General features: G+C 73.8%; 6 protein-coding genes. All 6 read left to right on the top strand.

What is annotated here, in order from left to right; translation table 11 throughout:
- Window positions 1–11 precede the first annotated feature (11 nt).
- The 6 genes from ACWDRB_RS60980 to ACWDRB_RS61005 all read left to right on the top strand — a co-directional run bounded on the left by ACWDRB_RS60980 (window position 12) and on the right by ACWDRB_RS61005 (window position 15,340).
- A complete protein-coding gene (locus ACWDRB_RS60980) occupies window positions 12–9,422 on the top strand; it encodes an SDR family NAD(P)-dependent oxidoreductase (RefSeq protein ID WP_449910903.1) in 9,411 nt (3,136 codons plus the stop codon).
- Window positions 9,423–9,500: 78 nt separating this feature from the next.
- Complete coding sequence (locus ACWDRB_RS60985) at window positions 9,501–11,090, top strand: (2,3-dihydroxybenzoyl)adenylate synthase (protein WP_449910904.1); 1,590 nt, start codon at window positions 9,501–9,503, stop codon at window positions 11,088–11,090.
- A gap of 25 nt (window positions 11,091–11,115) precedes the next feature.
- Window positions 11,116–12,537 (top strand): isochorismate synthase, encoded by a 1,422-nt coding sequence (locus ACWDRB_RS60990; protein ID WP_449910906.1) that lies wholly within the window; start codon window positions 11,116–11,118, stop codon window positions 12,535–12,537.
- 39 nt (window positions 12,538–12,576) lie between these two features.
- Window positions 12,577–13,476, top strand: a complete 900-nt coding sequence (locus ACWDRB_RS60995) for an ABC transporter ATP-binding protein (protein WP_363979381.1) — start codon at window positions 12,577–12,579, stop codon at window positions 13,474–13,476.
- Complete coding sequence (locus ACWDRB_RS61000) at window positions 13,473–14,261, top strand: hypothetical protein (RefSeq protein ID WP_350742342.1); 789 nt, start codon at window positions 13,473–13,475, stop codon at window positions 14,259–14,261. Before ACWDRB_RS60995 ends, ACWDRB_RS61000 begins: the two co-directional genes overlap by 4 nt.
- 176 nt (window positions 14,262–14,437) lie before the next feature.
- Window positions 14,438–15,340: an FG-GAP repeat domain-containing protein gene (locus ACWDRB_RS61005; protein ID WP_449910909.1), complete on the top strand. Its 903-nt coding sequence runs from the start codon at window positions 14,438–14,440 to the stop codon at window positions 15,338–15,340.
- The last annotated feature ends 52 nt before the right edge of the window (window positions 15,341–15,392 follow it).

Genomic DNA, 15,392 nt, shown 5'->3' on the forward strand with positions numbered 1-15,392 from the left:
AGGCAGCACACATGGCGACAGAAGAGCAGCTCGTCGAATACCTCAAGCGCGTGACGACCGAGCTCCACGACAGCAAGAAGCGGCTGCAGGCGGCCGAGGACAAGGACCACGAGCCCATCGCCATCATCGGCATCGGCTGCCGCTACCCCGGCGACATCGCGAGCCCCGAGGACCTGTGGCGGGTCGTGTCCGGCCGTACCGACGCCATCTCCGGGATGCCGGACGACCGCGGCTGGGACCTGGAGTCGATGTACAACCCCGATCCCGACGCGGTCGGCACCTCGTACGTCCGGGACGGCGGCTTCATGCGGGACGCCACCGCCTTCGACGCCGCGTTCTTCGGCGTCTCGCCGCGCGAGGCCGTGGCCATGGACCCGCAGCAGCGGCTGCTGCTCGAAACCTCGTGGGAGGCGATCGAGCGGGCCGGCATCGACCCGGACGCGCTGCGCGGCAGCCGGACCGGCGTGTTCGTGGGCGCCAACAGCCCCGAATTCCTCACGATGATGATGCAGGCGCCGCCGGAGCTGCAGGGCTACCTGATGACCGGCGTCGCCCCGAGCGTGGTGTCGGGCCGCGTCTCCTACACCCTGGGCCTGGAGGGACCGGCCGTCACGATCGACACGGCCTGCTCCTCATCCCTGGTGGCGCTGCACCTCGCGGTACGGGCGCTGCGCAACGGGGACTGCTCGCTGGCGCTGGCCGGGGCCGTGACCGTCCTGTCCACGCCGGGCACCTTCATCGGCTTCAGCCGGGTACGCGGGCTGGCCAGGGACGGCCGCTCCAAGGCGTTCTCCGCCGAGGCGGACGGCATGGGGCTCGCCGAGGGAGTCGGCATCCTCCTGGTCGAGCGGCTGTCGGACGCCCGCCGCAACGGCCACCCGGTGCTGGCGGTCATCCGCGGCTCGGCGGTCAACCAGGACGGCGCCAGCAACGGCCTGACGGCGCCGAACGGCCCTTCCCAGCAGCGGGTGATCCGCCAGGCGCTCGCCGACGCCAGGCTCGCGCCCGTCCAGGTCGACGCGGTCGAGGCGCACGGCACGGGGACCCCGCTGGGGGATCCGATCGAGGCCCAGGCACTGCTCGCGACCTATGGCCAGGACCGGGACCAGCCGCTGTGGCTGGGGTCGGTCAAGTCGAACATCGGCCACGCCCAGGCGGCCGCCGGCGCGGCGGGCGTCATCAAGATGGTCATGGCGATGCGCAACGGCGTCCTGCCCGCGACGCTGCACGCCGAGGAGCGTTCGCCGCACATCGACTGGTCGGCGGGCGCGGTCGAGCTGCTCACCGAGGCCCGCCCCTGGCCCGCGGGCGGCGAGCCGCGCCGGGCCGGCGTGTCGTCGTTCGGCATGAGCGGCACGAACGCGCACGTGGTGCTGGAGGAGGCGCCCGCCGAGACCCCGGCGGAGCCCGGCGGGGAGCTGCCCGTCGTGCCGTGGACGCTCTCGGCCAGGACGGGCGAGGCGCTGGAGCGGCAGGCCGGACGGCTGGCCTCGTGGACCCGGTCGCATTCCGAGCAGGGTGCGGTGGACGTCGGCTGGTCGTTGCTCGGCCGCTCGGCGTTCGACCACCGTGCGGTGGTGATCGGCGCGGATCGGGAGGAGCTGCTGGCCGGTCTGGACGAGGGTGCGGTGCGGGGTGTGGCCGGGCCGTGCGGCAAGACGGTGTTCGTCTTTCCCGGTCAGGGGTCGCAGTGGCTCGGCATGGGCGTCGAGTTGCTGGATGACTCGCCGGTGTTCGCGGCGCGGATGGCGGAGTGTGAGGCGGCGCTGTCGGAGTTCGTGGACTGGTCCCTCACAGAGGTGTTGCGTAGCGGGGAGGGCCTGGACCGGGTCGATGTGGTGCAGCCGGTGCTCTGGGCCGTGATGGTGTCCCTGGCCGAGGTGTGGCGCTCGCTCGGAGTGGTCCCGGCCGCCGTGGTCGGTCACTCCCAAGGTGAGATTGCCGCCGCAGTCGTGGCGGGTGCGTTGTCGCTTGAGGATGGCGCCCGGGTGGTCGCGTTGCGGAGCCAGGCGATCGTGGCGCTGGCTGGTCGGGGCGGCATGGCGTCGATCCCGCTGCCCGCTTCGGAGGTGGCGGTGGACGACCGGATCTCGATCGCGGCCGTGAACGGGCCTGCCTCGACGGTGGTGTCAGGTGACGCGGACGCCATTGACGAATTGATCGCCGGCTATGAGGCCCAGGGGGTGCGGGCGCGGCGGATCGAGGTGGACTACGCCTCGCATTCGGCGCATGTCGCGGCGATCGAAGAGGAGCTGGCGAGGCTGCTGGCCCCGGTAACCCCGCAAACGAGCGAGGTGCCGTGGTATTCGACCGTGCGGCAGTGCTGGCTGAGCGGGACCGAGGTGGATGCCGCGTACTGGTACGAGAATCTGCGGCGGACGGTGTGGTTGGAGCCGTCGGTGCGGGCGCTGGCCGAGCAGGGGCATGGGGTGTTCGTTGAGGTCAGTGCCCATCCGGTGTTGACGATGGCGGTGCAGGAGACGGTCGAGGACGTGGTGGCCTGCGGCACGCTGCGCCGCGACGACGGCGGCCTGCGCAGGCTGTGGACGAGCGCCGCCGAGCTGTGGGTACGCGGCGTGGAGATCGACTGGGCCGGTGTGTACGAGCCCGCCCGGCCGAACCGGGTCGAACTGCCCACCTACGCCTTCGAGCGCGAGCCGTACTGGCCCAAGACCGTCCAGTCCAACGGCGACCTCACCCAGGTCGGCATGGGCCCCGCCGGGCACCCGCTGCTGGCGGCGGCGGTGTCGCTCGCGGACGGCGAGGGCGTGCTGCTGACCGGCAGGCTCTCGCTGAAGACCCACCCGTGGCTGGCCGACCACCAGGTCAACGGCCAGGTGCTGCTGCCCGGCACGGCGTTCGTGGAACTGGCCGTCAGGGCCGGTGACGAGGCCGGCTGCGACCTGCTCGAAGAGCTGACCCTGCAGGCCCCGCTGATCCTGCCCGAGCGCGGCGGCGTCCAGGTGCAGGTGGCCGTGGGGGCGCCCGACGAGGACGGCCGGCGGGCGCTGACCATTCACGCCCGGCTCGACGACGAGCCCTGGACCAGGCACGCCACCGGCTTCCTCGCCAAGGACACCGGCGCCGTGGCGTTCGGCGAGCCGTCGTGGCCGCCCGCGGGCGCGACCGCCGTCGGCGCCGACGACGTCTACGAGCTGCTCGCGGGCATCGGCGTCGGCTACGGCGCGGCCTTCCGCGGCCTGCGGGCCGTCTGGCGGCGCGACCGGGAGCTGTTCGCCGAGGTCGCCCTGCCCGAGGAGGCCACCGCGGACCTGGCCGGATTCGGGCTGCACCCGGCGCTGCTCGACGCGGCCATCCAGCCGCTCGCCGTGGGCGACTTCTTCCCCGCCCAGGACGGCGCCGGGCCCGTCCTGCCCTTCGCCTGGACCGGCGTGCGGCTGGCCGCCACCGGCGCGGCCACCTTACGGGTCCGGCTGGCGCCCGCGGGAGCGAACGCGGTCCGCATCGAGGTGGCCGACGCCACCGGCGCGCCCGTCGCCTCCGTGGACTCGCTGGTCGTGCGCGCGATGGCCGCCGCCGACCTCAAGGCCGCCGCGGACCCGCTGCGGGACGCGCTGTTCGCCCTCGAATGGGTGCCCGCGCAGCCCGCCCCCGCCCGGGACGGCATCCGATACGCGCTCGCCGGCGGCGACGCCTCCCGGCTCGGCCTGCCGGTGGACGCCCTCGACCCGGACGGCCCCGTGCCGGACCTGGCGATCCTGGTCTGCACCCCGTACGCGGGCGACGACCCGGCCGCCGGCGCCCGCGCCGCGACCGGTGAGGTGCTGGCCGCCGCCCAGTCCTGGCTCGAACAGGAGCGGTACGCCGACGTGCCCCTAGTCGTCCTCACCCAGGGGGCCACCGGCGACGACCTGCCGAGCGCCGCCGTATGGGGGCTGATCCGCTCGGCCCAGTCGGAGAACCCCGGCCGGTTCGTCCTCCTCGACGTGGACGGCACGGACGCGTCCTGGCAGGCGGTCCCCGCCGCCCTCGCCGCGGGCGAACCCCAGCTCGCGCTGGTCGAAGGCGAGGCCCTGGTCCCGCGGCTGGCCCGGCACCGCGCCGCGGAGCCCGCCGGCCACGGCACGTGGTCCCCCGACGGGACCGTGCTGATCACCGGCGGCACCGGGACCCTGGGCGGGATCGTCGCCCGTCACCTGGTGACCGAGCACGGGGTCCGGCGGCTGGTGCTGATCAGCCGGCGCGGCCCCAACGCCGACGGCGCGGCCGACCTGATGACCGAGCTGACCGGGCTGGGCGCGGACGTGACCGTCACCGCCTGCGACGCCGCCGACCGGCAGGCGCTGGCGGACGTGCTGGCCGCCATCCCGGACGAGCACCCGCTCACCGGCGTCGTCCACACGGCCGGCGCGCTGGACGACGGCGTCCTGGCCGCGCTGACGCCCGAGCGGATCGACAACGTGCTGCGGGCCAAGGCCGACGCCGTCCTGAACCTGCACGAGCTGACCAAGGACCTGCCGCTGACCGCGTTCGTGCTGTTCTCGTCGGCCGCCGGCGTCTTCGGCGGCCCCGGCCAGGGCAACTACGCGGCCGCCAACGCGTTCGTGGACGCCCTCGCGCAGTGGCGCGGACGGCTCGGCCTGCCCGCCCTGTCCCTGGCCTGGGGCCTGTGGGAGCAGGACAGCGGGCTGACCGGCACTCTCAGCGAGACCGACCGGGCGCGGCTGGCCCGCACCGGGGTCGCGCCGCTGTCCACCGCCGACGGGCTCGCGCTGCTGGACGCGGCCTGCGCCGCGGACCGGGCGGCGCTGGTGCCGATCCGGCTGGAGTTCGCCGCGCTGCGGATGGCGGCCCAGTTCGGGGCGCTGCCCACGATCCTTCAGGAGCTCGTCCCCACCTCCAAGCGGCGGGTGGTGGGCAACGACCCGGCCGCCGCGTCGGAGCTGCGCGAGCGCCTGGCCCGCATGCCCGAGGCCGAGCACGCCAGGGTGCTGCTCGACCTGGTGCTCGGCCAGGTGGCGACCGTGCTCGGCTACCGCGACGCCGGCGCCGTGGAGCAGGACCGCCCGTTCAACGAGGCCGGGTTCGACTCGCTGACCGCCGTCGAGTTCCGCAACAGGATGAACGCGGCCACCGGGCTGCGGCTGCCCGCCACGCTGATCTTCGACTACCCGACGCCCGTCCAGCTGGTCCAGTATCTCCGGGGCCGCCTGCTCGACGGCCCCCAGACGGCCGTCTCCGCCACGACCCGGGCCGGTGAGGAGGAGCCGATCGTCATCGTCGGCATGAGCTGCCGGCTCCCCGGCGGCGTCACCAACCCCGACGAGCTGTGGAACCTGGTGGCCGAGGGCGGCGACGCGATGTCGATGTTCCCCTCCGACCGCAACTGGAACCTGGACGAGCTCTACCACCCGGACCCCGAGCACCCCGGCACCACGTACGCCCGCGAGGGCGGCTTCGTCTACGACGCCACCGCGTTCGACCCGGCGTTCTTCAGCATCTCGCCCAGGGAGGCCGTGGCCATGGACCCCCAGCAGCGCCTGCTGCTGGAGAGCTCGTGGGAGGCGCTGGAGCACGCCGGCATCGACCCGGCCGGGCTGCGCGGCAGCAAGACCGGCGTGTACGTCGGCCTGATGTACCACGACTACGGGATGCACCTGCAGCAGCCGGCGAGCGACCTCGAGGGCCTGGTCGGCACCGGCATTTCGGCCGGCGTCGCCTCCGGGCGGGTGTCGTACACCTTCGGGTTCGAGGGCCCGTCGGTCACCCTCGACACCGCCTGCTCCTCCTCGCTGGTGGCGCTGCACATGGCGATCCAGGCACTGCGGCGCGGTGAGTGCTCGCTGGCCCTGGCCGGCGGCGTCACCGTGCTGTCCACCCCCTCCGTGTTCGTCGACTTCAGCCGCCAGCGCGGCCTTGCCTCCAACGGCCGCTGCAAGTCGTTCGCCGCGGCCGCCGACGGCACCGGCTGGGCGGAAGGCGTGGGCATGCTGCTCGTCGAGCGGCTCTCCGACGCGCGCCGCAACGGCCACCCCATCCTGGCCGTCGTACGCGGCAGCGCGATCAACCAGGACGGCGCCAGCTACGGGCTCACCGCGCCCAACGGCCCATCCCAGCAGCGGCTCATCGAGCAGACGCTGAGCGACGCGGGGCTGGGCGCCGCCGACGTCGACGCCGTCGAGGGCCACGGCACCGGCACCACCCTCGGCGACCCGATCGAGGCGCAGGCCATCGTCGCCACCTACGGCCAGGACCGGCCGCAGGACCGGCCGCTCTACCTGGGCTCGGTGAAGTCGAACCTCGGCCACACCCAGGCCGCGGCCGGAGTGGCGGGCGTCATCAAGATGGTGATGGCCATGCGGCACGGCGTGCTGCCGAAGACCCTGCACGTGGACGAGCCGACGACGCACGTCGCGTGGGACGCCGGCGCCGTCAGGCTGCTCACCGAGGCCACCCCGTGGCCGGAGACCGGCAGGCCGCGCCGCGCGGGCGTCTCGTCCTTCGGCATCAGCGGCACCAACGCGCACGTCATCGTGGAGCAGGTCCAGGAGGAGCCCGCCGCGCCGCCTGCGGAGACCGGGCGGCCGGTGATCCCCTGGGTGCTGTCGGCCAAGACGCAGGACGCGCTGAAGGCCCAGGCCCGCCGGCTGCGCGAGCACCTGGCGGCCCGGCCCGGCCGGCCGGCCGCGGACCTGGCCTGGTCGCTCGCCACCACGCGGTCCTCGTTCAAGCGGCGGCTGGTCGTCCTGGGCGCCACCCGTGATGAGCTCGCCGCCGGGCTGGAGGCGGCGATCGAGGGGACCGCGGCAGACAACGTGATCACCGGATCGGCGGCCCGCGGCAGGACGGCGTACCTCTTCACCGGCCAGGGCAGCCAGCGCCCGGCCATGGGGGAGGAGCTGTACGCGGCCTACCCCGAGTACGCCGAGGCCTTCGACGCGGTCTGCGACAGGTTCGACCGGCACCTCGACCGGCCGCTGCGCGAGGTCATCGCCGGCGACGCCGAGCTGCTCAAGCAGACGCGATACACCCAGGCGGCGCTGTTCGCCGTCGAGGTCGCCCTGTTCCGGGTCCTGGAGGCGTGGGGCGTGCGGCCCGACTACCTGGCCGGCCACTCCATCGGCGAGATCGCCGCCGCGCACGTCGCCGGCGTGCTGTCGCTGGACGACGCGGTGACGCTCGTCGCCGCCAGGGGCAGGCTCATGCAGGCGCTGCCGCCCGGCGGCGCGATGGTCTCGGTGCGCGGCGCCACCGAGGAGGAGGTCCTGCCGCTGCTCGCCGGGTACGAGGAGCGCGTCGGCATCGCCTCGCTCAACGGGCCGGCGTCCCTGGTCCTGTCCGGCGACGAGACGAGCGTGCTGGAGCTGGCCGAACGGCTGGCCCGGCGCGGCTGCAAGACCAAGCGGCTGACCGTCAGCCACGCGTTCCACTCGCCGCTGATGGAGCCCGCGCTGGAGGAGTTCGTGAGCGTGGCGCGGGGGCTGGCCTTCCGGCCGCCGGCCATCCCCATCGTCTCCAACGTCACCGGCGAGCTCGCCACCGCCGACGAGCTGACCTCGCCCGAGTACTGGGCCCGCCACCTGCGGCAGGCCGTGCGCTTCTGCGACGGCGTGCGGACCCTGCGGGACCAGGGCGTGTCCACGTTCCTGGAGCTCGGCCCGGACGCCGTGCTGTCGGCCATGGTCGAGGACTGCCTGGACGGCTGGAGCGGCGTCGCCGCGCCGGTGCTGCGCCGCGACCGGGCCGAGGCCACCACGCTGGTCGAGGCCCTGGCCCGGGCGCACGCGAACGGCGTCGGCGTCGACTGGGGCGCGGTGATCGGCACGGGCACGCCCGTACCGCTGCCGACCTATCCCTTCCAGCGGCAGCGCTACTGGCCGGACGCGCCGCGGCACGAGGAGGCCGCGGGGCCCGACCAGGAGTTGTGGGACGCCGTCGCCCGGGGCGACCGCGACGGCCTGCTCGCGGTGCTCGGCCTGCGGGGCGGGGCGACGCTCGACGAGCTGCTGCCCGCGCTGGCCAGATTGCGCGGCCAGGACGGCGCCGACCACGCCGACGTGCGCTACCAGCTCGGCTGGCAGCCCCTGACGGATCTGCCCGCACCCGCGCTCCGCGGCACCTGGCTGGTGGTCGCGCCCGACGGCGCCGGCCCGGACGGGACGCCGGTCGGCACCGCATCGGGCCAGGCGCTGGTGGGCGGGCTCGCGGCGCACGGCGCGGACACCGTACGGCTGACCGCGATGCCGGACACCGACGGCGGCGTGGCGGGCGTCGTGTGCCTGCTGCCGGAAGGCGCGACCGCTCCGGACCTTCCGGCGGGATCGGCGCCGGTCTGGTTCCTCACGCGGGGAGCGATCCAGGTGGCGCCGTCCGACCCGCTGGCCGGGCCGCAGGCCGCCCGCGACTGGGGCGACCTGCGGGCCACGGCCGGTCAGGGGCGCGGCGGGCTGATCGACCTTCCGGACCGGCTGGACGAGCAGGTCATGCGCCGGCTGTGCGGGGTGCTGTCCGGGCGGACCGGCGAGAACGAGGTGGCGGTGCGCTCCGGCGGGGCCTTCGCCCGCAGGCTGCGCCCGGCACCGCCGCGCGGCGCCCCGGCCGGCCGCGAATGGCGTCCCGGCGGCACGGTCCTGGTGGCCGGTCCGCTCGACGAGACCGCCGCCGAGCTGGCCAGATGGGCCGCGCGCAACGGCGCAGACGAGGTCGTCCTGACCCAGCCGCACGCCGAGCTCGAAAGCGAGCCGGGCGTGGTGGTCCGGGCCGTCGGCGGGCGGCTGCCCGCGGGCCGGGTGACCGCCGTCGTCTGCACGACCGCCGAGGCGGCGTACGCGCTCGACAAGCCCGCCCGCGCCGCGGACGTGCCCGTCTTCCTCATGCTGGCCCCGGCGCACGCCGCCTGGGGCGGGGACGGCGCCGGCACGTACGAGTACTTCACCGCACTCGCCGACGAGCGGCTCGCGTCCGGGCAGCCCGCGCTGGCCGTCGCGGCGGGTCTCAAGGAGCCCGCGGACGCGGTCTCCGCCGTCCGCCAGGCCCTGCGCCAGGGGGACAGGGCGCTCGTCGTCGCCGACCCGGACTGGGCCGCGCTCGCCGCGGCCGGGCCCGCCCGGCTGCTGGGGGAGATCCCGCAGGCGGCGGCCCGGCAGGACGGGCCGGACGACATGGTGGACGGCATCGCCGCCTTCCGCCGCCTGCTGTCCGACAGCCCGGCCGACGAGCACCACGGCATCGTGCTCGACGTGGTACGCGGCCAGGCCGCCGCGATCCTGCAGCTGCCGCTGCCCGACGCGGTGGAGCGGGACGCGGAGTTCTTCGAGCTGGGCTTCTCCTCGATGGCCGCGGTGGAGCTGCGCAACAGGCTCGTCGAGCTGACCGGCATCGAGGTGGCGGCCGACGCGATCTACGACTACCCGACCCCTGCCGAGCTGGCCGAGCACCTGCTCGCGGAGGCCGTGAGCTGAGCTCGCCGACCCACCCTCGCGGACCCACCCCTCGCGGACCCCACCCCTCGCGGACCCCACCTGAGAAAGGACGCACCCATGCTGGATGGCTGCACGCCCTGGCCGGAGGAGTTCGCCGAGCGTTACCGCTCGGCCGGTCACTGGCGCGACGAGACGTTGGGCGAGATCCTCGGCGCGCGGGCGCGCTCCCACCCGGACAAGCTCGCTCTCGTGGCAGGCGACCACCGGTGGAGCTACGCCGAGCTGGACAGCCGGGCCGACCGCATGGCGGCGCGGCTGCGCGAGATCGGCATCGGCCCGGGGGACCGGGTCGTCGTGCAGCTCCCCAACGTCCCGGAGCTCGTCGCGCTGCTGTTCGCCCTGTTCAGGATCGGTGCTCTGCCGGTCATGGCGCTGCCGGCCCACCGCGGCAGCGAGATCACGTACTTCTGCGAGTTCACGGAGGCGGCCGCGTACGTCATCCCGGACGTGCACGCCGGGTTCGACTACCGGGACCTGGCCGCCGACGTGGCCGCGCGGGTGCCCACGCTCAAGCACGTGCTCGTCGCGGGCGACCCGGGCGGCTTCACCCGGCTGGACTACGCGGACGCCGGGGCGACCGGCCTGCCCCGGCCCGACCCCGCCGGCGTGGCGCTCTTCCTGCTGTCGGGCGGTACGACCGGCGTGCCCAAGCTCGTGCCCCGCGCGCACCAGGAGTGGGCCTACAGCGGGCGCGCGGTCGCCGAGGCGTGCGACTACGGCGAGGAGACCGTCCACCTGGTGAGCCTGCCGCTGTGCCACAACTGGCCGCTGACCCACGGGCTGCTGGCCACCTTCCACGCCGCCGGCACGCTCGTGCTGGCGCCCGTCCCCAGCCCGGACGAGACCTTCCCGCTCATCGAGCGGGAAGGAGTGACCGAGACCGGCCTGATCCCCGGCGCGGCCCTGCTGTGGATGGAGGCCGCCGAGTGGGACGAATACGACCTGTCCAGCCTGCGCCGCGTCACGATCGGCGGGTCGAAGCTCCAGAACGAGCTGGCCCGCCGGGTCCAGCCCGCGCTCGGCTGCCGGCTCCAGCAGGCCTTCGGCATGGCCGAGGGATTGTGCGGGTTCCACCGGTGGGACGACCCGGAGGACGTGGTCCTGGTCAGCCAGGGGCTCCCCGTCTCCCCGGACGACGAGGTGCGGGTCGTCGACGAGGACGACCGCGACGTCGCGCCGGGCGAGGTGGGGCAGCTCCTGGCGCGCGGCCCGTACACGGTGCGCGGCTACTACCGGGCGCCCGAGCACAACGCCAGGACGTTCACCGCCGACGGCTACTACCGGACCGGCGACCTCGTACGGCTGCTGCCGGCCGGGCACGTCGTCTTCGAGGGCAGGGTCAAGGACCAGATCAACCGGGGCGCCGAGAAGATCGCGGCCGAGGAGGTGGAGAACCACCTGCTCGCGCACCCGGGCGTCAGGGAGGTCGCCCTGGTGGGCCTGCCCGACGAGGTGCTCGGCGAGCGGGCGTGCGCGTGCGTCGTGCCCCGCGGCACGCCGCCGGCGCTCGGCGACCTCACCGCGTTCCTGCGAGAGCGCGGGGTGGCGGCCTTCAAGTTCCCCGACCGCCTGGAGATCGTCCAGGAGCTCCCGGTCACCCCGCTCGGCAAGGTCAGCAAGAAGGCGCTCGCCGGGATGTTCAGCTAACCCACGCTCGCAGAGGATGTACCCGATGCACGTCGCAGACATCGACTTGCCCGGCTTCCTGGAAGTGCACGCCAAGGCCACCATCGAGGCGCGCAACAACGCCTGCCCGGCGCTGGCGACCTGGCGCCAGGAGATCCCGCCCGTGGACCCGGTCGGGCTGCTGAGACCGCTGTTCGAGCGGTCCACGCGGACCTTCGTCTGGATGTCGCCGCACGCCAGCGTCATAGCGATGGGCAGCGCGACGGACTTCACGCACACCGGTCACGACAGGTTCGCCGGCATCCGGCGAGGCTGGGAGCGGGCGGCCGGGACCGCGGTCTCCGGCGGGCCGGGGCCGCGCGCCATGCCGTCGCTGGTCGGCGGGTTCGCCTTCGCACCACGCCCCGGGCCGCTGCCCGAGGCGCTGATGTGGGTGCCCAGGGTGCTGATCTCGCGGGACCCCGACGGCACGACCTCGCTCGCGCTCAGCGTCAGCGTCGACCCCCGGCCCACCACGACGGACGGGCCCGCGCGCACGGTCGCGGACGCCTTCGCCCTGATCTCGTCCGGCGGGATCCGTCCCTGCCCCAGCCCGCTGCTCCCGGGCACGACCATGATCGAGGTCCCCTCCGCGTCGGAGTGGAAGGCGCTGGTCGCGCACACCACCGAGCAGATCGCCCGCGGCAGGTTCGACAAGGCCGTGCTGGCCCGCCAGCTGCGGATCACCTCCCCGTGGGGGTACGACCTGGCCTCCGTGCTGGGCTCCCTGCGCGACACGCAACCGGGGAGCACCGTCTTCGCCGTGGCCGCGTACGGGCACGCCTTCGTGGGCGCCACCCCGGAGCGGCTGGTCGGCCTGCGCGGCGGCCGGGCCGAGTCGATGAGCCTGGCGGCGTCCATGCCGCGCGGCGCGACGCCCGCCGAGGACGCGTGCCTGCGCGCCGCCCTGCTGCAGGACGACAAGAGCCGGCGCGAGCAGCGGATCGTCACCGCGACGCTGCGCCACGCGTTCGACCAGGTGTGCCGCACGGTCACGGTGCCGGACGAGCCGCACGTGCTCGACCTGCCGAACCTGCGGCACCTGCACACCCGCATCGTCGGCGAGATCGCCGACCCGGAGACCGCCAGCGTCCTCGACCTGGTGGAGCGGCTGCACCCGTCACCCGCCGTCGGCGGCCATCCGCGCCGGGCCGCGCTCGAGTGGGTCCGCGACGCCGAGCCCTTCGACCGCGGCTGGTACGCGGGCCCCGTCGGGTGGATGAACGACGAGCAGGAGGGCGAGTTCGCGGTGGCGATCCGCTCGGCGCACGTGCAGGACGAGACCGCGACCCTGTACGCCGGATGCGGCATCGTGGCGGGCTCCGACCCGGAGGCCGAGCTGGAGGAGACCCGGCTCAAGTTCCGGCCCATGCTAAATGCGCTGGCGATTCCGTTGTCGGAAAGGGCACCATATAGACAGTCCCGATGAGAAGATCTTGGAAACGACCGGTCTCTGGAGGGGCTGGAAATGATTGAAATAACCGGCTTGACGAAACGCTACGGCAATAAAACCGCGGTCGACGGATTGACGTTCGGCGTCCACCCCGGGCGGGTCACCGGATTTCTCGGCCCCAACGGCGCGGGCAAATCCACCACGATGAGGGCCATTCTCGGCCTCGACCGCCTCGACGGGGGAAGCGTGACGGTCAACGGGCGCGCCTACGCGGGCCTGCCCCGGCCGATGCGCGAGGTGGGCGCCCTGCTGGACGCCCGCGCCGTGCACCCCAGGCGCACGGCCCGCAATCACCTGCTCTGCATCGCCCAGACCAACGCCATCCCCGCCCGTCGGGTGGACGAGGTCCTGCGCCTGGTCGGGCTGGAGTCGGTGGCGGGCAAGCGCGCCGGCGGCTTCTCGCTGGGCATGGGGCAGCGGCTCGGCATCGCGGTGGCGCTGCTCGGCGACCCGAAGGTGCTGTTATTCGACGAGCCCGTCAACGGCCTCGACCCCGAGGGCATCAAGTGGATCCGCGAGCTGATGCGGGGGCTGGCCGCGGAAGGCCGTACCGTGCTGGTCTCCAGCCACCTGATGAGCGAGATGGCGCAGACCGCCGACCATCTCATCGTGATCGGCAGGGGAAAGCTGATCGCGGACATCGGCATCAGCGAGTTCGTCCGGCAGGGCTCCAACGTGCTGGTGCGGGCCGAGGAGCACGAGCTGCTCGTCCCGCTCCTGACCGAGGCCGGCGCCACCGTCCACCCGGGCGCCGACGGCGCCCTCATCGTCACCGGGCTGGAGCCCAGGGAGATCGGCAAGGCGGCGCTGGCCGCCGGGGTGGTGCTGACGGAGCTGACGCCGCAGCGCTCCCTGGAGCAGGCCTACATGGATCTGACCCGTGACAGCATCGAGTTCCAGGCGAGTGTGGCATGAGCGTGGCCATCGCGGACACGATCCGCTCCGAGTGGACCAAGTTCCGCACGATACCGTCCAACATCCCCACGATCCTCACCGCCGTGGCGCTCATGGTCGGCCTGGGCGCGGCCACCGCCAACGGCGCGGCCGAGGGCTACCTGGCGGCCTCCGCGACCGGCCGGGCGATGTTCGACCCCACCTACATCAGCATGTACGGCGGGTTCCTGTTCGCCCAGATCACCGTGGGCGCGCTGGGCGTGCTCGTGGTGACCCACGAGTACGCCACGGGCCTGATCCGCACCAGCGTGACCGTGGTCCCGCGGCGCGGCCGGCTGCTGGCCGCCAAGGTGGCCACGTTCGGGCTGATCGCCCTGCTGATGGGCCTGGTGGCGGGCTTCGGCGCGTACTTCCTCGGGCAGCGGGTGATCGGGGCGGCCGGCGCGCCCACCGCCTCGCTCGGCCAGCCGGGCGTGCTGCGCGCCATCGTCGGCATGGGCCTGATCTGGGCGCTGGTCGGCCTGGTCGGCGTGGCGGTCGGCGGCCTGCTGCGGGCCACGATGAGCGCCACGACCGTGGTGGTGGCGATCAACTTCATCATCCCCGTCATCACGCCCAGGCTGCTGCCCGACGCGGTCGGCGACTGGGTGACGACGTACTGGCCGATCTCGGCGGGCCTCCAGATCACCACCACCGTGCAGCTGCCGGATCGGATGCTCCCGTGGTCCGGGCTCGGCGTGATGGCCGCGTTCACCGCGGTCCTGCTGTTCGTGGCGTTCGCGCTGTTCCGCTCGCGCGACACCTGAGATGTTCCCCGCTCCCGGCGCGCGTCACGCGCGCCGGGAATTCGGCGTGCCGTCCGGCCCCGAAGTGGGGCTTGAGCGGCCTCTTTAATGGGCGCTAGGGGTTACCCGCCTTATCCCGGCTCGCGAATACTGATGACGCTTGACCGGGAAATTCTGGCGGGGAGGGGCGTTCAACAATGGCGTCGAGTTTCGCGAACGGCCAGTGCCGTTCCTTCCGCGGCGACGGGCGGCCGGACCTGTTGGTGCGCAACACGGAAACCGGCGAATTGTTCGTCCATCCGCACAGCGGCGAGTTCAACGGGACCGAAACCTACGGCGACCCGGTGAAGATCGGTGACGGCTTCGGCTGGTGGCGGTTCTTCTTCGTCCGCGCCGTCGACGCGACCGGCGACGGGCACGCCGACATCTGCGCGTTCAGCGCCAGCGAGTACGGCATCAACCCCGGCGAGCACGGCGAGCACGGCTTCTTCCTGCTGCGCAACCTGGGCGGCCCCGGCGAGATCGGCCCGTTCGCCGATCCGATCCGCGTGTCCGGCAAGCGCGACGACGGCCGGGAATGGGAGACGATCGGGTTCGCCGACGTGACCGGCACCGGCCCCGACGACACGTTCGGCAAGGGCAAGGATGCCGGCAACGTGGACGTCTTCCCCCACCGCGACCTGGGGGTCGTGCGGAACGACACCTACGACAAGGACCCGGTGCGGCTCACCGAGGTCGGCGTCGACGACCTTCCCGTCGCCATGGCCGACTTCACCGGCAACGGCAACCTGGACCTGCTGGTCCGCCGCGCGAACGGCGACCTCGACCTGTACGAGTTCGCGGCCCCGCCCGGCACCCCGGCCGCCGCGACCACCGAGGGCACCTGGTACACCGTCGCCCACGGCTGGCAGGACATGCGCCTCGTGACGCTCACCGACATCGACCTGGACGGCCGGCCCGACCTGCTGGGCCTGCGCCCCGACGGAACGCTCGAGGCGTATGCGCACTCCGGGAAGTTCAGGCCCGAGGACCCGCTCGACCTCTTCCGCGAGCCGGTCACCGTCGGCACCGGATTCGGCAAGTACGACGTCATCAGCTGATGGCCCAAGAGCGTTTCCCTGCCCTCTGCTCGCTCCGTCGGAAACTGGATTG

This window comes from Nonomuraea sp. NPDC003707 (assembly GCF_053587055.1).

Excerpts from the sequence above, each read along its gene's own strand:
- ACWDRB_RS61000 (WP_350742342.1), top strand. The coding sequence starts at position 13,473 with ATGAGCGTGGCCATCGCGGACACGATCCGCTCCGAGTGGACCAAGTTC.
- ACWDRB_RS60980 (WP_449910903.1), top strand. The coding sequence starts at position 12 with ATGGCGACAGAAGAGCAGCTCGTCGAATACCTCAAGCGCGTGACGACC.
- ACWDRB_RS60985 (WP_449910904.1), top strand. The coding sequence starts at position 9,501 with ATGCTGGATGGCTGCACGCCCTGGCCGGAGGAGTTCGCCGAGCGTTAC.
- ACWDRB_RS60990 (WP_449910906.1), top strand. The coding sequence starts at position 11,116 with ATGCACGTCGCAGACATCGACTTGCCCGGCTTCCTGGAAGTGCACGCC.
- ACWDRB_RS61005 (WP_449910909.1), top strand. The coding sequence starts at position 14,438 with ATGGCGTCGAGTTTCGCGAACGGCCAGTGCCGTTCCTTCCGCGGCGAC.
- ACWDRB_RS60995 (WP_363979381.1), top strand. The coding sequence starts at position 12,577 with ATGATTGAAATAACCGGCTTGACGAAACGCTACGGCAATAAAACCGCG.